We start from the raw sequence: 17,531 nt of genomic DNA on the forward strand, positions 1-17,531 counted from the left end.
CTCGGGTGCGAACACGCCAGTGATAACTACGGCCTCTGTCCTGCGCGCACCTCCTATCTTAGGCCGAATAATTGTTTGCTGCGCGACAGCGCAGCGTCGAAGACGCGGCGGGGGCTCCCTCGCCACAAAAAGGCCACCTTGTAGTGACTGCCAAATAGACATCAGCCAATCCACGGGTTGAGCACCGCCACGCCGCTGCTTTGAAAATCGCTCGCGTTGCGGGTCACCACGGTCAACCCATGGACGAGGGCGGTGGCGGCGATCAATGCATCGCATTCATTACCGCGGTCAGGCACATGCAGGCGAGCGCAACGCAGTGCGACGGCGCGGTCCACGGCCAGGATCCGGCCGGCAAAGGCGGGCATCACGTGATTATCCAGCCAGGCCCGCAGGCGACTGCCCTGCGTCGGGTCCTTGCGTTCGAAGCGCAGCACGCCGGTTTCCAGTTCCAGTACGGTGATCGCCGAGAGATACAGGCTGGGAGCAGGAACGCTGCGTGCCCAGGCTTGGACGTTTTTGTCTGCCTGGGGTTTGCGCAGTTCCGAGATGACATTGGTATCGAGTAGAAACATTCAGGACAGGTCCACCGGGCGGGGGGCGATGACGGCACGCTCGGTCTGGAAGTCGATGTCCGGCGCATCGGGCATGACCAGCAACTCGACAATGCTGGTGCCGAGGCCGGTCAGTTTCTGGTACTCCTCAATGCTTAGCAGCACATGGGCCGGCTTGCCACGGTCGGTGATGATCACCGGCCCTTCACGGGTGGCTTTTTTGGCACCACTTGTGTCGTGGTTGAATTCACGGCTGGAGATAGTGGTGATGGACATGGAAATGTCCTCGTTTAACTTGAATGTAGGCACGTTACTACCGGCGTGGAAGGCCGGCAAGCGAAACAGATTTACCCAGGTTTTTCTGCCGGTAATAAAAAAGGCCCCGCCAATCGGATTGGCGGGGCCTTTCGTGTATCAGCGACTGGTCTTACTGGGCGTCAGCGGCCGGAGCCTTTTCGCCGTGAGACAGGCTGTAGACATAGGCCGCCAGCAGGTGGACCTTGTCGTTGCCTTGCAGGTCGGCCTGGGCCGGCATCTGGCCCTGGCGACCGTAGCGGATGGTCTGCTGCAGTTGAGCGAAGCTCGAACCGTAGATGAAGCCCGCTGGATGCGTCAGGTCAGGTGCGCCCATGGCGGGCGTGCCCTTGCCGGCAGGACCGTGGCAAGCCACGCAGTTGGCCGCGAACAGTTTCTGGCCGTTGGCCGGATCGGCCTTGGCGCCTTCGGGCAGTTTGCGACCGTGCAGACCGGTCACGAGGTAGGCGGCCACGTCGGCCACACCTTGTTCGCCCACCACGGCAGCCCAGCCCGGCATCACGGCGTGACGGCCGCCCATGATGGTGGTCTTGATGGTTTCCGGCTCACCGCCCCAGCGCCAGTCGGCGTCGGTCAGGTTGGGGAAGCCATAGGCACCCTTGGCGTCGGAACCGTGGCAAACCGAGCAGTTGGAGGCGAACAGGCGGCCACCCATCTTCAGGGCTTGCGGGTCCTTGGCGACTTCTTCGATCGGCATGGAGGCGAACTTGGCGAAGATCGGACCGAACTTGGCGTCCGAGCGCGCCATTTCCTTTTCCCACTCATGAACGCCTGTCCAGCCGGTCTGGCCGTTGGCGAAGGCGGTCTGCTTTTCGGTATCCAGGTAGTTATAGCCGGGCAGCAGGCCTTTCCAGTTGCCCAGGCCAGGGTAGAGCACCAGGTAGCCGAGGGCGAAAATGATGGTGCCCACGAACAGCATGAACCACCATTTTGGCAGTGGGTTGTCGTACTCCTCGATCCCGTCGAAGGAGTGGCCAACCGTCTCTTCGGTGGCTTCGCTGCGCTGGCCCTTGCGGGTCGACAGCAGCAGCCAGGTCAGTGCGAAGATCGTTCCCAGGCTGAGGACTGTGACGTACAGACTCCAGAATGTAGTCATTCTTTGTTACTCCTAGAAGCTTGCTCGACGTGCTTGATGGCTTCGGGATCATCCGCGAACGGCAGCAAGGTCGCGTCGTCAAACTCCGACTTGCGCTTGGGGCTGAACACCCACAGGGCCAGACCGATGAAGGCCACCATCACGACGACGGTGCCCAGGCCACGAATCATCCCGATATCCATCTAAATCACCGTTTGCTTTTGATGATGGTGCCCAGGCCTTGCAGATAGGCCACCAGCGCGTCCATTTCAGTCTTGCCCTTGACGGCATCCCTGGCACCGGCGATGTCTTCGTCGGTGTAAGGCACGCCCAAGGCACGCAGGACTTCCATTTTCTTGGCGGTGTCTTTGCCGTCGAGCTTGTTTTCTACGAGGAACGGGTAGGCCGGCATTTTCGACTCAGGCACTACGTTGCGCGGGTTGTACAAGTGCGCACGCTGCCAGTCGTCGGAGTAGCGGCCGCCAACGCGGGCCAGGTCCGGGCCGGTACGCTTGGAACCCCACAGGAAGGGGTGGTCCCAGACGCTCTCACCGGCAACGGAGTAGTGGCCGTAGCGTTCGGTTTCAGCGCGGAACGGACGGATCATCTGCGAGTGGCAGCCGACACAACCGTTGGCGATATAGATGTCACGGCCTTCCAGTTCAAGGGCGGTACGCGGCTTCATGCCTTCGACCGGCTTGTTGGTCACATCCTGGAAGAACAGCGGAACGATCTGGGTCAGGCCGCCGATGCTCACGGCGATGACCATGAAGAAGGCCAGCAGGCCGATATTCTTCTCTACTGCTTCGTGCTTCATCAGTGAGCTCCAACTACGGCGATCTTGGCGGCGGCTTCAGCTTCAGCCGGGTCAGAGGCACGAACGGTGCGGTACACGTTGTAGGCCATGAACAGCATGCCGCTGGCGAAGAACGCGCCGCCCAGGGCACGCACGATGAAGCCAGGGTGGCTGGCTTGCAGCGCTTCGACGAACGAATAGGTCAGGGTGCCGTCGTCGTTGATCGCACGCCACATCAGGCCTTGGGTGATGCCGTTGACCCACATCGAGGCGATGTAGAGCACGGTGCCGATGGTCGCGAGCCAGAAGTGCGCGTTGATCAGGCCGGTGCTGTGCATCTGCGCACGACCGAACAGTTTCGGGATCATGTGGTAGATGGCGCCGATGGAGATCATCGCAACCCAACCGAGTGCACCGGCGTGTACGTGGCCGATGGTCCAGTCGGTGTAGTGGCTCAGGGAGTTGACGGTCTTGATGGCCATCATCGGGCCTTCGAAGGTCGACATGCCGTAGAACGCCAGGGACACCACCAGGAAACGCAGGATCGGGTCGGTGCGCAATTTATGCCAGGCACCCGACAGGGTCATCATGCCGTTGATCATGCCGCCCCAGCTTGGCGCCAGCAGGATGATCGACATCGCCATGCCCAGGGACTGTGCCCAGTCCGGCAGTGCGGTGTAGTGCAGGTGGTGCGGACCGGCCCAGATGTACAGGGTGATCAGCGCCCAGAAGTGGACGATGGACAGGCGATAGGAATAGATCGGACGCTCGGCCTGTTTCGGCACGAAGTAGTACATCATCCCCAAAAAGCCGGTGGTCAGGAAGAAACCCACGGCGTTGTGGCCGTACCACCACTGGATCATCGCATCGGTCGCGCCCGAATAAGCCGAGTACGACTTGAAGAAGCTGACCGGCAGGGACGCGTGGTTGACGATGTGCAACATGGCGGTCACGACGATGAAGGCACCGTAGAACCAGTTACCGACATAGATGTGCTTGGTCTTGCGCTTGACGATGGTGCCGAAGAACACCAAACCGTAGGTCACCCAGACGATCGCCAGCAGGATAGCCAGGGGCCATTCCAGCTCCGCGTATTCCTTGGTGGTGGTGAAACCCATTGGCAAGGTCACGATCGCGCCGACGATCACCGCTTGCCAACCCCAGAAGGTGAAGGCGGCGAGGCTGTCGGAAATCAGTCGCGTTTGGCAGGTTCGCTGCACGACGTAGTAAGAAGTGGCAAACAACGCACAACCACCGAAGGCGAAGATCACCAGGTTGGTGTGCAGCGGGCGCAGGCGTCCAAATGTCGTCCATGGCAGATCGAAGTTCAACTCCGGCCAGACCAGTTGCGAGGCGATGAAGACACCGAGCCCCATGCCAAGGATCCCCCAGACCACCGTCATGATGGCGAACTGGCGGACTACCTTATAGTTATAAGCAGTCGGACTGATTGCTGTGCTCATTCTAAGGTTCCACGGTTTGGGTGTTTTATTAGGATAAAAATCGGTCGCAAGTATGGAGAAAGCGGGGGGTCATTGCAACGCGCCATGACCTGGGTCAATGCTTTCCAAAGCTGATTCTGCGGCCTTTCCCTGTTCGGTGTAGGGACAAAATCGGCGCTCGGCAAAATGTCGCAACGAAGGAACGAGGCGAGGGGGTCAGGTCGGTTGTAACGGGGTGTGTTCGAACACGGCGTTCGGGTGATGCCAGGCAACTGTCGCAACAGCCGGTATTCACCTGCCTTTGCGGCCTTTTTGTCGAACGATTGTCGAACGCATCGGGTCGGATCGACCTGAAACCGGCAGTCGCCAGCGCACGCAAAGGCAAGCTTAGACCTGATTCCGGGGAACCGAAAGAAAGACTATGGGAGGGTGTGACAAAAGGAAGCAGCTGCAAGTTGTAAGCTGCAAGCTTCAAGTGGGGTACTCGTCGCTTGCAGGTTTTGCTTTTGCTGTTGCTTTTACTTGAAGCTTGCAGCTTGAGGCTCGCCGCTCAACTGCTCCCCACTCTTCGAAAGGCTGTACACGTAAGCCGCGAGCAGTTGCACCTTGTCATTGCCCAACAACTCATTCTGCGCCGGCATGTGCCCTTGGCGACCATGGCGAATGGTCTGCTGCAACTGGGTCAGGCTGGTGCCGTAGATGAAGCCCGCCGGTTGCGTCAGGTTCGGCGCGCCCATGGCTTCGGTGCCCTGGCCGTTGGCGCCGTGGCAGGCGACGCAGGTGGTGTTGAAGGCCTGCTGACCGGCTTGCAGATCGGCACCGCTGTCCGCCGGCAAAGGCAGGCCGGCCAGGTCGTGGCGAACATAAGCGGCAACGTTCTTGACCCCGGCCTCCCCCAGCACTTCGCCCCAGGCCGGCATCGCCGCCATGCGCCCGCCCATGATGGTCGCCTTGATGGTCTCGGCGGCGCCGCCCCAGCGCCAGTTGCTGTCGGCCAGATTCGGGAAGCCGAAGGCGCCCTTGGCGTCCGAGCCGTGGCAGACCGAGCAGTTGGAGGCGAACAGGCGACCACCCATCTTCAAGGCCTGTGGGTCCTTGGCGACTTCTTCCACGGGCATGGCCGCGAACTTGGCGAAGATCGGCCCGAACTTGGCGTCGGCCTTGGCCATTTCCTTTTCCCATTCATGGGCGCCGGTCCAGCCGTTCTCGTACCCGGGCAGGATGCCTTTCCAGTTGCCCAGGCCCGGATACAGGACCAGGTAACCGACGGAAAACACCAGGGTGCCGGCGAACAACAGGAACCACCACTGCGGTAGCGGGTTGTCGTATTCCTCGATGCCGTCGAAGCTGTGGCCCATGGTCTGGTCGACGCTGCCCTTGGTCTCGCCCTTGCGGGTGCCGATCAGCAGCCACGTCAGGCCGATGAGGCTGCCGATGGTCAGTACGCAGATCCACGTACTCCAGAAGGTGGTCATGGCCGGGTACTCCTTGTTTCAGGGTCTTGGGGGGTAAGGTCGGCGGGCGGTTCGTCGGCGAACGGCAGCAGGCGCGCCTGGGCGAATTCCGGTCCGCGCTTGCTGCTGAACACCCACAGGATCAGGCCGATGAAGGCGATGAACACCACGACGGTGCCCAGCCCACGGATCATTCCAGTGCTCATTTCAAAGAACATCAGGCTCACCTCTTGCTCTTGATGGCAGTGCCGAGCACTTGCAGGTAGGCCACCAGGGCGTCCATTTCGGTCTTGCCCTTGAGGGAGGCCACGCTGCCGGCGATGTCGTCGTCGGTGTACGGCACGCCGAGGGTGCGCATGGCGCGCAGCTTGCCTTCGGTGTGGCTGCTGTCCACTGCCTTGGCTACCAGCCAGGGGTAGGCCGGCATTTTCGACTCCGGCACCACGTTGCGCGGGTTGTACAAGTGGGCGCGGTGCCAGTCATCGGAGTAGCGCGCGCCGACCCGTGCCAGGTCCGGCCCGGTGCGCTTGGAACCCCACAGGAAGGGGTGGTCCCAGACACTTTCGCCAGCGACGGAGTAGTGGCCGTAGCGCTCGGTCTCGGCGCGGAACGGACGGATCATCTGCGAGTGGCAGCCGACGCAACCTTCACGGATGTAAATGTCGCGGCCTTCCAGTTGCAGCGCGGTGTAGGGCTTCATGCCGTCCACCGGCTTGTTGGTCACGTCCTGGAAGAACAGCGGCACGATCTGGGTCAGGCCGCCAATGCTCACGGCCAGGACCATCAGCAGCATCAGCAGGCCGACGTTTTTTTCGATTGTTTCGTGTTTCATGGCGGACTCCTCAGGCCATCTGCGCGGCAGCGGCGGCTTCGGCAGGCTGATAGGCCCGCACGGTGCGCCAGGTGTTGTAGGCCATCAGCAGCATGCCGAGGAGGAAAATCGACCCACCCGCCAGCCGCACGACGAAGCCTGGGTGGCTGGCCACCAGGGTTTCTACGAAGGAGTAGGTGAGCGTGCCGTCCTCGTTCACTGCGCGCCACATCAGGCCCTGGGCGATACCGTTGACCCACATCGAGGCGATGTAGAGCACGGTGCCGATGGTCGCGAGCCAGAAGTGCGCGTTGATCAGGCCGATGCTGTGCATCTGTGGCCGGCCAAAGACTTTCGGGATCATGTGATACAGCGCGCCGATGGAAATCATCGCCACCCAGCCAAGCGCGCCGGCGTGGACGTGGCCAATGGTCCAGTCGGTGTAGTGGGAAAGGGCGTTGACGGTCTTGATGGCCATCATCGGACCTTCGAAGGTCGACATGCCGTAGAACGCCAGGGACACCACCAGGAAACGCAGGATCGGGTCGCTGCGCAACTTATGCCAGGCACCCGAGAGGGTCATCATGCCGTTGATCATGCCGCCCCAGCTCGGTGCCAGCAGGATCAGCGACATCACCATGCCCAGGGACTGTGCCCAGTCCGGCAGCGCGGTGTAGTGCAGGTGGTGCGGGCCGGCCCAGATGTACAGGGTGATCAGCGCCCAGAAGTGGACGATGGACAGGCGATAGGAATACACCGGGCGTTCGGCCTGCTTCGGCACGAAGTAGTACATCATCCCCAGGAAGCCTGCGGTGAGGAAAAAGCCTACGGCGTTGTGGCCGTACCACCATTGCACCATCGCATCCGTGGCCCCGGCATACACCGAGTAGGACTTGGTGAAGCTCACCGGCAGTTCCAGGTTGTTGACGATATGCAGGATCGCCACGGTCAGGATGAACCCGCCGAAGAACCAGTTACCGACGTAGATGTGCTTGGTGTTGCGCTTGGCCACGGTGCCGAAGAACACGATGGCGTAGGCGACCCAGACGATGGTGATCAGGATGTCGATCGGCCATTCCAGTTCGGCGTATTCCTTGGAACTGGTGTAACCCAGCGGCAGGCTGATGGCCGCCAGCAGGATCACCAGTTGCCAGCCCCAGAAGCAGAACGCCGCAATTTTTGGCGCGAACAGCTGTGTCTGGCAGGTGCGTTGCACCGAGTAGAACGAACTGGCAAACAACGCGCAGCCGCCGAAGGCGAAGATCACCGCGTTGGTGTGCAGCGGGCGCAGGCGGCCGAAGCTGGTCCAAGGCAAATCGAAGTTGAGCTGCGGCCAGACCAATTGGGCGGCGAGAAAAACCCCGAGCCCCATGCCGACGATGCCCCACACCACCGTCATAATGGCGAATTGGCGGACCACCTTGTAGTTGTAGGCGGTACTGATAGAAGTGTTCATGGTTCCCCATCCACGGTTCAGCCGAAGTGAGCGCCTGCGCAAGGCAGTGCGGCGTTCTTCGCCTGGAGTTATAGGCAGACTAAAAGCGAGGCAAGCATGGACAAACAGCACAAGGCCAGTATTGACGGGGATCAATGGGCGCGATGCGTGGAGCAACATGGGTGGTTGTGGACGGTCGCGCAGCCTGGGGTGTGCGCCGAACCACCGACCCTGATCCTGGCCCACGGTGCCGGTGCGCCGATGGACAGCGGCTTCATGGAGGCAATGGCCGCACGCCTTGCCGCACAAGGCGTCAACGTGTTGCGCTTCGAGTTTCCCTACATGGCCCAGCGGCGTCTGGATGGCGGCAAGCGTCCGCCCAACCCGGCGCCCAAGCTGCTCGAATGCTGGCGTGAGGTCTACGCCACGGTGCGGCCTTATGTCGCTGGTCGGCTGGCCATTGGCGGCAAGTCCATGGGTGGACGCATGGCGAGCCTGCTGGCCGATGAATTGGGCGCCGATGCGCTGGTGTGCCTGGGCTATCCCTTCTACGCGGTGGGCAAGCCGGAGAAGCCGCGGGTCGAGCACTTGGCTGCATTGAAGACTCGCACCTTGATCGTTCAAGGCGAGCGGGATGCGTTGGGTAATCGGGAGGCGGTGCAGGGGTATGCCTTGTCACCGAGCATTGAGGTGTTGTGGTTGGTGGCGGGGGATCATGATTTGAAGCCGTTGAAGGCTTTGGGATTTAGTCATGAGCAGCACCTGGAGGCTGCTGCGCAGGGAGTGGCCGGCTTCCTGTCTCAAGATTGATGGCGCCTGTACCGGCCTCATCGCGAGCAGGCTCGCTCCCACAAGTGGAATGCATTTCAATGGGCGATCTAGGCCCCCTGTGGGAGCGAGCCTGCTCGCGAAAGCGATCTTTCAGACAGTAAAAAACCCGGAAGCTTTCGCTGTCCGGGTTTTTTCAAGCCGACATCTATCAGCGGTTAAACCGCTCCACCAACGAATACTGCGTGTCGGCCGTGCGGGTCAGCTCTTCGCTCAGCAGCGCCGAGCTGTGGGCCTGGCCGGAGGTCTGGTCGGCCAGGTCCGAGATGTTGCTGATGTTGCGGCTGATCTCCTCGGCCACTGAGCTTTGCTCCTCGGTGGCGGCGGCGATCTGGGTGGTCATGTCGGTAATGTGGGCCACCGCTGCACTGATTCCCACCAGCGCCTCGTCTGCTTCCATGACCCGCGCCACGCCTTCTTCGGCCTGGCGATGGCCGGCGTCCATGGTCTGCACGGCGTTGGTGGCGGTCTGCTGGAGCTTGGCGATCAGGGCGTGGATCTGCCCGGTGGATTCGCTGGTGCGTTGCGCCAGTTGCCGCACTTCGTCGGCCACCACGGCGAAGCCGCGACCCATCTCGCCGGCACGGGCCGCTTCGATGGCAGCGTTGAGGGCCAGCAGGTTGGTCTGGTCGGCGATGCCTTTGATCACGTCGACCACACCACCGATCTCGTCGCTGTCCTTGGCCAGTTGGGTGACGGTTTGACCGGTCTCACCGACCACCACCGACAGCCGCTCGATGGCTTCGCGGGTTTCCCCGGCGATGTCGCGGCCGCGGCTGGTCAGGCGATTGGCTTCCTGGGTGGCATCGGCGGTGCGCTGCACGTGGCTGGCGACTTCCTGAGTCGTTGCCGCCATCTGGTTGACGGCCGTGGCGACCTGTTCGGTTTCCACCCGCTGGCGCTCCAGGCCGCTGGAGCTGTCGTGGGCCAGGGTATTGGACTGGCGAGCCTGGTCGTTGAGGTGCTCGGCGGTGTCCTGCAGGCGAGTCAGGCAGGTTTTCAGGCGCGCTTGCTGGCTGAGGATCGACATCTCCAGGCGCGCCTGGACGCCGCGGCTGTCGGTGTACATGCGGGCGATCAGCGGGTCGGAGGTGGTTTGCTCGGCCAGGCGCAGCAGGCGCTTGATCCCGCGTTGTTGCCATTGCAGGCCCATCAGTCCCAAGGGCACCGACAGCAGGGCGGCCAAGGCAAAGCCCCAGGAAGAATTCAGAAACGCGCCGACGACGAAGCCCAGTTGGCTGACCAGGATGAACGGCAGCCAGTCCTGCAATAGCGGCAACCATTTGTCGCTGCTTGGCACTGCGGACTTGCCCTGGTTGATGCGTTGGTAGAGGGCTTCGGCGCGGGCGATCTGCTCGGCGGTGGGCTTGACTCGCACCGACTCGTAACCGACCACCTGATTGCCCTCGAACACCGGCGTGACATAGGCGTTGACCCAGTAATGGTCACCGTTCTTGCAGCGATTCTTGACGATGCCCATCCATGGCAAGCCTTGTTTGAGCGTGCCCCACATGTGCGCGAACACGGCAGAGGGGACATCGGGATGGCGCACGAGATTGTGCGGCGCGCGGATCAGTTCCTCCTTGGAATACCCGCTGATCTCAACGAACGCATCGTTGCAGTAGGTAATGACGCCCTTGGTGTCGGTGGTGGAAATCAATCGTTGCTGGGCCGGGAAGGTCCTTTCGCGTTGTGTGACGGGTTGGTTGTTACGCATGGTGTGTAGATCCGCAAGGCTTTGAAAGGTTGTCGGCGTCGTCAGGTTTTAGTTGAAAGTTATTTTTGCCTGTCGCTATCACGCCAGCATCGGATAGGTAAATAGGGCGAAATGAAGCAGGTTGAGCAGAAAATGCGTGGCGACCGCCGCGCCCAGGCCGCCAAAACGATACGCCAGGCCGTAACCGACGCCCGCCAGGCCCGACAACAGCACCCACTGCCAGCCCGCGCCGGCGTGTACCAGGCCGAACAGCAGCGAGGCCAGGAGCAACGCCAGGTTGTCGCCGTAATTCAAGTGTTTGAAGCGTCGGCTCAAGCCCCCCTGAATGTAGCCACGAAACAGCGCTTCCTCCACCAGCGTCACCAATAAAAGATTATTGAGCACCCATATCCAGGCATGATCCGGCCATTTGGGTGCCCAATGGATCATGCCCAGCAGCACGGCCCCGCCGAGGGCCAGCACCGCGCTCAATGCCAGGCCCAGTGCCGTGGCCTGGACGGACAGGCGCAGTGAGCGCCGGCCGACGATCCAGGGGCAGGCCAGCAATAGCCAGAAACCGATCAGCGGCTTGTCCTGGTTCAGGTACATGGCAAACGGCACGGCGTCATCGGTCAAGCGCTGCGCCGCGATGGCCCGGCCGTTGAAGAAGCCAGGCATCCAGTGCAGGGCCAATGCCAGGGCCATGACAATGAACAGGGCATGCCCGAGGAACTGGCCAACAGGCGTTTGTTGCTGGCGAACCGCATACCCGGCGAACAGCAGCAGCGCAACCGAGATGAGCGCGGTCCAGGCCAACTGGCCGTAGACCAGCGCCAGACCGTAGCCTGTGGAAAGAAGGGCCAGGTGAAGCCAGGGTAAAGCGGGCATACAACATCCTTTTAGCGGGAGAGCTCTGGGCAAGGGCGGCCGTCGGGTCTTCGACGCCACCGTGTCGCGCAAAGAGCACATTTGTATCCATGCAGATTCAGGCGCTGGAAGGGAAGCAGTTGGCTGGCGCGGTTGCGTGGGTGCCGGCGGGATTATAGGCGGGCTGAAACGAAAACAGTGCTTAGTAGAACAATACTGTTCATTAGGATGGATTAAACCCGTGGCGAGGGAGCTTGCTCCCGCTGGGCTGCGTAGCAGCCCCTTTTTGTGAGCGCTTTGCACTCAAGCGGGAGCAAGCTCCCTCGCCACGGGGAACGTTTCATCCTTTTTCAAGCGGCAATCAATTGTCGCAAAACGTAATGAAGAATCCCCCCAGCCTTGAAATACTCCACTTCATTCAAGGTATCGATCCGGCACAACACTTCGATTCGCTCCTGGCTGCCATCCTCCCGAGTGATGACCAGGGGCAGGTTCATGCGGGGCGTCAGTTCGACGTCATTGAGGCCGAGGACGTCCAGGGTTTCCTTGCCCGTGAGGTTCAGGCTCTTGCGGTTCTGGTCGAGCTTGAACTGCAACGGCAGCACGCCCATGCCCACCAGGTTGGAGCGATGGATGCGCTCGAAACTTTCGGCGATCACCGCCTTGACCCCCAGCAGGTTCGTACCCTTGGCCGCCCAGTCCCGGCTCGAGCCGGTGCCATATTCCTGGCCGGCGATCACCACCAGGGGCGTGCCCGTGGCCTGGTACAGCATGGCGGCATCGTAGATCGGCATGCGTTCGCCACTGGGGATGTAGATCGTATTGCCGCCTTCTTCGCCGTCGAGCATTTCATTGCGGATGCGGATGTTGGCGAAGGTGCCGCGCATCATCACTTGATGGTTGCCACGCCGTGAACCGTAGGAATTGAAATCCCGTGGCTCTACGCCTTGTTCGCGCAGGTAGCGACCAGCCGGGCTGTCGGCCTTGATGTTGCCGGCCGGGGAGATGTGGTCGGTGGTCACCGAGTCTCCCAGCAGGGCCAGGACCCGGGCGCCCTCGACGTTCCTGACCGCGGGTGGCGGCCCGCCGATGTCGTCGAAGAACGGTGGATGCTGGATATAGGTCGAATCGTCCTGCCAGACATAGGTGGCCGCTTGCGGCACCTCGATGGCCTGCCATTGCTCGTCACCGGCAAACACAGCGGCGTATTCCTTGTGGAACATGCTGGTGTTGACCTGGGCCACGGCGGCGGCGACTTCCTGGCTGCTGGGCCAGATGTCCCGCAGGTATACCGGCTTGCCGTCCCGGTCGTTGCCCAGCGGTTCGCTGCTGATGTCGATGCGCACGGTGCCGGCCAGTGCATAGGCGACCACCAGCGGCGGCGAGGCCAGCCAGTTGGTCTTCACCAGTGGATGCACTCGGCCTTCGAAGTTGCGGTTGCCCGACAACACCGAGGCCACGGTGAGATCGGCTTTCTGGATGGCTTTCTCGATGGGGTCCGGCAACGGCCCGGAGTTGCCGATGCAGGTGGTGCAACCATAGCCCACCAGGTCGAAACCGAGTTTATCCAGGTATTCGGTCAGGCCGGCCGCGTTGTAGTAATCGGTGACCACCTTGGAGCCCGGCGCCAGGGAGCTCTTGACCCAAGGCTTGCGAACCAAGCCTTTTTCCACGGCTTTTTTCGCCAGCAGCCCGGCGGCCATCATGACGCTGGGGTTGGATGTGTTGGTGCACGAGGTGATCGCGGCAATCACCACCGCGCCGTTTTTCAGGCGATGGGTGTGGCCTTCGTATTCGTACTCGGCTTCGCCTACCTGGTCGGCGTTGCCCACCGCGACGCCACCGCCGCCTTCACTTTCCAGGCGGCCTTCTTCCTTACTGGTGGGTTTGACCTGCAACCCCAGGAAGTCGCTGAAGGCCTGGCCGACATTCGGCAGCGAGACCCGGTCCTGAGGGCGTTTAGGCCCGGCGAGACTGGCCTCGACACTGCCCATGTCCAGCTCCAACGTGTCGGTGAACACCGGTTCCTGGCCGGGCAGGCGCCACAAGCCTTGGGCCTTGCAATAGGCCTCTACCAGTTTCACGGTTTCCGCCGGACGCCCGGACAGGCGCAGATACTCCAGTGTCACGTCGTCCACCGGGAAGAACCCGCAGGTGGCACCGTATTCCGGGGCCATGTTGGCAATGGTGGCGCGGTCGGCCAGGGGCAGGTCGGCCAGACCATCGCCATAGAACTCGACGAATTTGCCCACCACGCCTTTCTTGCGCAGCATCTGCGTGACGGTCAGCACCAGGTCGGTGGCGGTGATGCCTTCGCGCAGTTTGCCGACGAGTTTGAAGCCAATGACCTCAGGAATCAGCATCGACACCGGTTGGCCGAGCATGGCCGCTTCCGCCTCGATCCCGCCGACGCCCCAGCCCAGTACGCCGAGGCCGTTGATCATGGTGGTGTGGGAGTCGGTGCCCACCAGGGTGTCGGGGAAGGCGTAGGTGCGACCGTCTTCCTCTTTGGTCCACACGGTGCGACCCAGGTATTCGAGGTTGACCTGGTGACAGATGCCGGTGCCCGGCGGCACCACGCTGAAGTTGTCGAAGGCGCTCTGGCCCCAGCGCAGGAAGGCGTAGCGTTCGCCGTTGCGCTGCATTTCGATGTCGACGTTCTGCTCGAACGCCTGGCTGCTGGCGAACTTGTCCACCATCACCGAGTGGTCGATCACCAGGTCCACTGGGGACAGCGGGTTGATCCGCTGGGGGTCGCCGCCGGCCTTTTCCACAGCGGCGCGCATGGCGGCCAGGTCGACTACGGCGGGCACGCCGGTGAAGTCTTGCATCAGCACCCGTGCGGGGCGGTATTGGATCTCGCGGTCGGAGCGGCGCGCCTTGAGCCAACCGGCCAGGGCCTTGAGGTCGGCGCCGGTGACGGTTTTTTCATCTTCCCAGCGCAGCAGGTTTTCCAGCAGCACCTTCAAGGACATAGGCAGCTTGTCCAGGTCGCCCAGGCTTCGGGCGGCATCCGGCAGGCTGAAATAGTGGTAGGTCCTGGCGTCGACTTGCAGTGTTTTAAGGGTTTTCAGGCTATCGAGGGACGGCATTGAAATCACTCCTTTGAGTCCGCACGGCTACGGACTGACGGAACGGACAGAGCCTTTAACCTAGCCCTGTTTTGAGCGTATGACTAATCACTGGACTCTATTGCAAGGTTCGCGGTTCCGAACTCCGCTATCATGCGGCGGTTTTCGTGACAGGCTTTGCTACGGAGTTTCAATGAACACGCTTTTTATGCACTGCCGGCCGGGCTTCGAAGGCGAGGTCTGTTCCGAGATCGCCGAGCATGCGGCTCGGCTCAACGTCGCCGGCTATGCCAAGGCCAAGCCGGCCAGTGCCTGCGCCGAATTTGTCTGCACTGAAGAGGACGGCGCCGAACGGCTGATGCGTGGGCAGCGTTTTGCCGAGCTGATTTTCCCGCGCCAGTGGGCGCGGGGCACGTTCATTGACTTGCCGGAAACCGACCGTATCAGCGTCATCCTGGCCCATATGGCGGCGTTCCCGGCCTGCGGCAGCCTGTGGCTGGAAGTGGTCGACACCAATGACGGCAAGGAACTGTCGAACTTCTGCAAGAAGTTCGAAGGCCCGCTGCGCAAGGCGTTGAGCGGGGCCGGCAAGCTGGTGGACGATCCGCGCAAGCCACGCCTGCTGCTGACCTTCAAGAGCGGCCGCGAAGTCTTCCTGGGCCTGGCGGACGCAGATAATTCGGCGATGTGGCCGATGGGCATCCCGCGTCTCAAGTTCCCCCGGGAGGCGCCGAGCCGCTCCACCCTCAAGCTCGAAGAAGCCTGGCACCATTTCATCCCCCGGGACCAGTGGGACGAGCGCCTGCACAGTGATATGACCGGCGTGGACCTCGGTGCCGCGCCGGGCGGCTGGACTTGGCAACTGGTCAACCGCGGCATGCTGGTAACGGCCATCGACAACGGCCCGATGGCCGAAAGCCTGATGGACACCGGCCTGGTCCAGCACTTGATGGCGGACGGCTTCACTTTCAAACCCAAGCAGCCCGTGGATTGGATGGTCTGCGACATCGTCGAGAAGCCCGCGCGTAACGCGGCGATGTTGGAGGAATGGATTGGCGAGGGCCATTGCCGCGAGGCCGTGGTCAATCTCAAGTTGCCGATGAAGCAGCGTTATGCCGAGGTCAAGCGCCTGCTCGAACGCATCGCCGAGGGTTTCAGGGCCCGGGGGATCAAGGTCGAGATCGGTTGCAAGCAGCTGTACCACGACCGCGAGGAAGTGACGTGCCATCTGCGGCGGCTGGATACCAAGAAGCCAAAGTCCCGCTGAAGCTATGTAGCGAGCTTTTGTGGCGAGGGAGCTTGCTCCCGCTGGGTTGCGAAGCAACCCCAATGTCCTGCCGGGTTCCGAAAAGCGACGACTGCTTCGCAGCCGAGCGGGAGCAAGCTCCCTCGCCACAGGGCTGATGTACATCTGTTAAGAGCGCCGACATTGCGCGACAATGCCGGCCAGTTTCAGGAGTAGAACATGAGTGAAATGAAAGACACGCCGGTCGACGGCACACTGGATGCCACCGGCCTCAATTGCCCGGAGCCGGTGATGATGCTGCACCAGCACATCCGTGACCTGGCCCCCGGTGGCCTGTTGAAAGTCATCGCCACCGATCCCTCGACTCGCCGCGACATCCCCAAGTTTTGCGTGTTCCTGGACCACGAACTAGTGGCCCAGCAGGAAGAGGCTGGCACCTACCTCTATTGGATCCGCAAGAAACTCGCTTAATCCGTCGAGCGGCTGACACGGATCTGCTTGCGCGCGCTGCGTGCCAGGCGGATCGACAGCATCAGTGCCGCGCAGCTCAGGCCTACGATCAGGCCTTGCCACAATCCGCTTGGGCCGCTGGCTGCACCGAGCCAGTCGGTCAGGCCGAGGGTGTAACCCACTGGCAGGCCGATGCCCCAATAGGCGAACAGGGTCAGGATCATCGTCACCCGGGTGTCCTGGTAGCCGCGCAACGCGCCTGCCGCCGTGACCTGGATCGCATCGGAAAACTGGAACAGCGCCGCGTAGACGATCAGCATCGACGCCACTTCGATCACCACCGGGTCGGCGGTATAGATCGCCGCGATAGGCCCGCGCAATGCGAACATCAGGCTCGCCGACAGGCAGGCGTACGCCAGGGCCGTGCCCATGCCCACCCCGGCGGCAAAGCGCGCTTCACGGGGCTGGCGACGGCCCAAGGCCTGGCCGACCCGCACCGTGACAGCCATGCCCAGGGAGTAGGGGATCATGAACACCAGGGAGCTGAAGTTCAGCGCGATCTGGTGCCCGGCCACCACCGTGGCGCCGAGACTGCCGATCAGCAGCGCGATCACCGCGAAAATACTCGACTCGGCGAACACCGCGATGCCAATCGGCAGGCCGATGCCCAGCAGGCGCTTGATCACCGTCCATTGCGGCCAGTCGAAACGGCTGAACAACCGACTCGGCTGATAGGCCGGTGCCCACAGGGCCCAACCGGCCATGCCCAAGGCCATGAACCACATCACGATGGCCGTGGCCCAGCCGCAACCGACGCCGCCCATGGCGGGCACGCCCAGGTGCCCGTAGATGAAGATGTAATTGAGCGGAATGTTCAGCGCCAGCCCGCATAATCCCAGCACCATCGCCGGTCGCGTGCGGCCCAGGCCATCGCTGAAGCAGCGCAGCACGTGATACAGCGCCACGGCCGGCAGGCCCATGCCGATGCCACGCAGGTATTCCATGCACGGGCCGATCAATTCGGGATCGACTTTCATGATGTGCAGGATCGGTTCGGCGCTGAACAGCGCCAGGGTCGCGAGCAACCCCACCACCAGCGCCAGCCACAGCGCCTGGCGCACCAGCGGCCCGATTTCGTCGAACGTGCCGGCACCGAAGCGCTGGGCCACTTTTGGCGTGGTCGCCAGCAAGGTGCCGGTCATCAACAGGAACACCGGTACCCAGATCGAGTTGCCCAGGGCCACTGCCGCCAGGTCCCGTGGGCCTACCCGACCGGCCATCACCGCGTCGACAAAGCCCATGGCGGTAGTCGCCAGTTGCGCCACCATGATCGGCAGGGCCAAGGCCAGCAGGGTCTTGAATTCCAGACGCACCCGGGCCGGGCGGGAAAGAGTGGCAGGAGAGTCGATGACAGGATTCACAGGCGAAGCGTCCGAGAGAAATTAGCGCAAGGCGGCGAATTCTACGCCTTGACGCAGTGGTCAGGAAAAAACC

General features: G+C 62.1%; 17 protein-coding genes. 3 read left to right on the top strand and 14 right to left on the bottom strand.

All coding sequences use genetic code 11. From position 1 onward, the window contains the following. Positions 1–161: 161 nt before the first annotated feature. From J3361_RS00005 to ccoN (J3361_RS00050), 10 genes are all read right to left on the bottom strand, one after another. Positions 162–572, bottom strand: a complete 411-nt coding sequence (locus tag J3361_RS00005) for a type II toxin-antitoxin system VapC family toxin (protein WP_207961240.1) — start codon at positions 570–572, stop codon at positions 162–164. Continuing rightward, positions 573–827: a type II toxin-antitoxin system Phd/YefM family antitoxin gene (locus J3361_RS00010; protein ID WP_207961241.1), complete on the bottom strand. Its 255-nt coding sequence runs from the start codon at positions 825–827 to the stop codon at positions 573–575. Between the two features lie 151 nt (positions 828–978). Continuing rightward, positions 979–1,962 carry a cytochrome-c oxidase, cbb3-type subunit III gene (gene ccoP / locus J3361_RS00015; RefSeq protein WP_186705245.1) on the bottom strand — a complete coding sequence of 328 codons (984 nt, stop codon included), beginning with the start codon at positions 1,960–1,962 and terminating at the stop codon, positions 979–981. Further along, the gene (locus J3361_RS00020) at positions 1,959–2,144 is read right to left on the bottom strand and encodes a CcoQ/FixQ family Cbb3-type cytochrome c oxidase assembly chaperone (RefSeq protein ID WP_003183474.1); all 186 of its coding nucleotides are present in this window, start codon (positions 2,142–2,144) and stop codon (positions 1,959–1,961) included. Before J3361_RS00020 ends, ccoP (J3361_RS00015) begins: the two co-directional genes overlap by 4 nt. 5 nt (positions 2,145–2,149) lie before the next feature. Further along, positions 2,150–2,758, bottom strand: coding sequence for a cytochrome-c oxidase, cbb3-type subunit II (ccoO, locus tag J3361_RS00025; RefSeq protein ID WP_072407855.1), 609 nt, complete (start codon positions 2,756–2,758; stop codon positions 2,150–2,152). Continuing rightward, positions 2,758–4,200 carry a cytochrome-c oxidase, cbb3-type subunit I gene (gene ccoN / locus J3361_RS00030; RefSeq protein ID WP_053120682.1) on the bottom strand — a complete coding sequence of 481 codons (1,443 nt, stop codon included), beginning with the start codon at positions 4,198–4,200 and terminating at the stop codon, positions 2,758–2,760. Before ccoN (J3361_RS00030) ends, ccoO (J3361_RS00025) begins: the two co-directional genes overlap by 1 nt. Positions 4,201–4,697: 497 nt before the next feature. Beyond that, positions 4,698–5,654: a cytochrome-c oxidase, cbb3-type subunit III gene (gene ccoP, locus J3361_RS00035; protein WP_207961243.1), complete on the bottom strand. Its 957-nt coding sequence runs from the start codon at positions 5,652–5,654 to the stop codon at positions 4,698–4,700. Beyond that, on the bottom strand, positions 5,651–5,851 hold the full coding sequence (locus J3361_RS00040) for a CcoQ/FixQ family Cbb3-type cytochrome c oxidase assembly chaperone (protein WP_207961245.1): 201 nt from the start codon (positions 5,849–5,851) through the stop codon (positions 5,651–5,653). The genes ccoP (J3361_RS00035) and J3361_RS00040 overlap by 4 nt, the downstream gene beginning before the upstream one ends. Positions 5,852–5,856: 5 nt before the next feature. Further along, on the bottom strand, positions 5,857–6,465 hold the full coding sequence (ccoO, locus tag J3361_RS00045; RefSeq protein ID WP_207961247.1) for a cytochrome-c oxidase, cbb3-type subunit II: 609 nt from the start codon (positions 6,463–6,465) through the stop codon (positions 5,857–5,859). A gap of 10 nt (positions 6,466–6,475) precedes the next feature. After that, a complete protein-coding gene (gene ccoN, locus J3361_RS00050; RefSeq protein ID WP_003199614.1) occupies positions 6,476–7,900 on the bottom strand; it encodes a cytochrome-c oxidase, cbb3-type subunit I in 1,425 nt (474 codons plus the stop codon). A 96-nt stretch (positions 7,901–7,996) separates the two neighbouring features. Here ccoN (J3361_RS00050) and J3361_RS00055 point away from each other — a divergent pair, with 96 nt between their 5' ends. Continuing rightward, entirely contained in the window at positions 7,997–8,689 is a 693-nt protein-coding gene (locus J3361_RS00055; RefSeq protein WP_243458684.1) for an alpha/beta family hydrolase, read from the top strand. Positions 8,690–8,858: 169 nt separating this feature from the next. Here the strand turns inward: J3361_RS00055 and J3361_RS00060 are convergent, their stop codons facing one another. From J3361_RS00060 to acnA, 3 genes are all read right to left on the bottom strand, one after another. Beyond that, positions 8,859–10,424, bottom strand: coding sequence for a PAS domain-containing methyl-accepting chemotaxis protein (locus tag J3361_RS00060; protein WP_207961250.1), 1,566 nt, complete (start codon positions 10,422–10,424; stop codon positions 8,859–8,861). Positions 10,425–10,502: 78 nt separating this feature from the next. Then, complete coding sequence (locus J3361_RS00065; RefSeq protein ID WP_207961252.1) at positions 10,503–11,291, bottom strand: CPBP family intramembrane glutamic endopeptidase; 789 nt, start codon at positions 11,289–11,291, stop codon at positions 10,503–10,505. Between the two features lie 329 nt (positions 11,292–11,620). After that, on the bottom strand, positions 11,621–14,362 hold the full coding sequence (gene acnA, locus J3361_RS00070; RefSeq protein ID WP_207961254.1) for an aconitate hydratase AcnA: 2,742 nt from the start codon (positions 14,360–14,362) through the stop codon (positions 11,621–11,623). Between the two features lie 172 nt (positions 14,363–14,534). Between acnA and rlmM the strand changes: the two genes are divergently transcribed. After that, positions 14,535–15,608: a 23S rRNA (cytidine(2498)-2'-O)-methyltransferase RlmM gene (gene rlmM, locus J3361_RS00075; RefSeq protein ID WP_207961256.1), complete on the top strand. Its 1,074-nt coding sequence runs from the start codon at positions 14,535–14,537 to the stop codon at positions 15,606–15,608. 198 nt (positions 15,609–15,806) lie between these two features. Beyond that, positions 15,807–16,058: a sulfurtransferase TusA gene (gene tusA / locus J3361_RS00080; protein WP_207961258.1), complete on the top strand. Its 252-nt coding sequence runs from the start codon at positions 15,807–15,809 to the stop codon at positions 16,056–16,058. Here tusA and J3361_RS00085 read toward each other — a convergent pair. Further along, positions 16,055–17,458 (bottom strand): MATE family efflux transporter, encoded by a 1,404-nt coding sequence (locus J3361_RS00085; protein WP_347709604.1) that lies wholly within the window; start codon positions 17,456–17,458, stop codon positions 16,055–16,057. The genes tusA and J3361_RS00085 overlap by 4 nt on opposite strands. Between the last annotated feature and the right edge of the window lie 73 nt (positions 17,459–17,531).

The sequence above is a fragment of the Pseudomonas sp. OA65 genome (assembly GCF_017498305.1).
GTDB lineage: Bacteria > Pseudomonadota > Gammaproteobacteria > Pseudomonadales > Pseudomonadaceae > Aquipseudomonas > Aquipseudomonas zanjanensis.

Bases quoted from the DNA above. Each gene is read 5' to 3' on its own strand.
- J3361_RS00060 (WP_207961250.1), bottom strand. From the start codon at position 10,424: ATGCGTAACAACCAACCCGTCACACAACGCGAAAGGACCTTCCCGGCC.
- ccoN (WP_053120682.1), bottom strand. From the start codon at position 4,200: ATGAGCACAGCAATCAGTCCGACTGCTTATAACTATAAGGTAGTCCGC.
- ccoP (WP_186705245.1), bottom strand. From the start codon at position 1,962: ATGACTACATTCTGGAGTCTGTACGTCACAGTCCTCAGCCTGGGAACG.
- ccoO (WP_207961247.1), bottom strand. From the start codon at position 6,465: ATGAAACACGAAACAATCGAAAAAAACGTCGGCCTGCTGATGCTGCTG.
- tusA (WP_207961258.1), top strand. From the start codon at position 15,807: ATGAGTGAAATGAAAGACACGCCGGTCGACGGCACACTGGATGCCACC.
- J3361_RS00010 (WP_207961241.1), bottom strand. From the start codon at position 827: ATGTCCATCACCACTATCTCCAGCCGTGAATTCAACCACGACACAAGT.
- rlmM (WP_207961256.1), top strand. From the start codon at position 14,535: ATGAACACGCTTTTTATGCACTGCCGGCCGGGCTTCGAAGGCGAGGTC.
- ccoP (WP_207961243.1), bottom strand. From the start codon at position 5,654: ATGACCACCTTCTGGAGTACGTGGATCTGCGTACTGACCATCGGCAGC.
- J3361_RS00040 (WP_207961245.1), bottom strand. From the start codon at position 5,851: ATGTTCTTTGAAATGAGCACTGGAATGATCCGTGGGCTGGGCACCGTC.
- J3361_RS00020 (WP_003183474.1), bottom strand. From the start codon at position 2,144: ATGGATATCGGGATGATTCGTGGCCTGGGCACCGTCGTCGTGATGGTG.
- acnA (WP_207961254.1), bottom strand. From the start codon at position 14,362: ATGCCGTCCCTCGATAGCCTGAAAACCCTTAAAACACTGCAAGTCGAC.
- ccoN (WP_003199614.1), bottom strand. From the start codon at position 7,900: ATGAACACTTCTATCAGTACCGCCTACAACTACAAGGTGGTCCGCCAA.
- J3361_RS00065 (WP_207961252.1), bottom strand. From the start codon at position 11,291: ATGCCCGCTTTACCCTGGCTTCACCTGGCCCTTCTTTCCACAGGCTAC.
- J3361_RS00005 (WP_207961240.1), bottom strand. From the start codon at position 572: ATGTTTCTACTCGATACCAATGTCATCTCGGAACTGCGCAAACCCCAG.
- J3361_RS00055 (WP_243458684.1), top strand. From the start codon at position 7,997: ATGGACAAACAGCACAAGGCCAGTATTGACGGGGATCAATGGGCGCGA.
- ccoO (WP_072407855.1), bottom strand. From the start codon at position 2,758: ATGAAGCACGAAGCAGTAGAGAAGAATATCGGCCTGCTGGCCTTCTTC.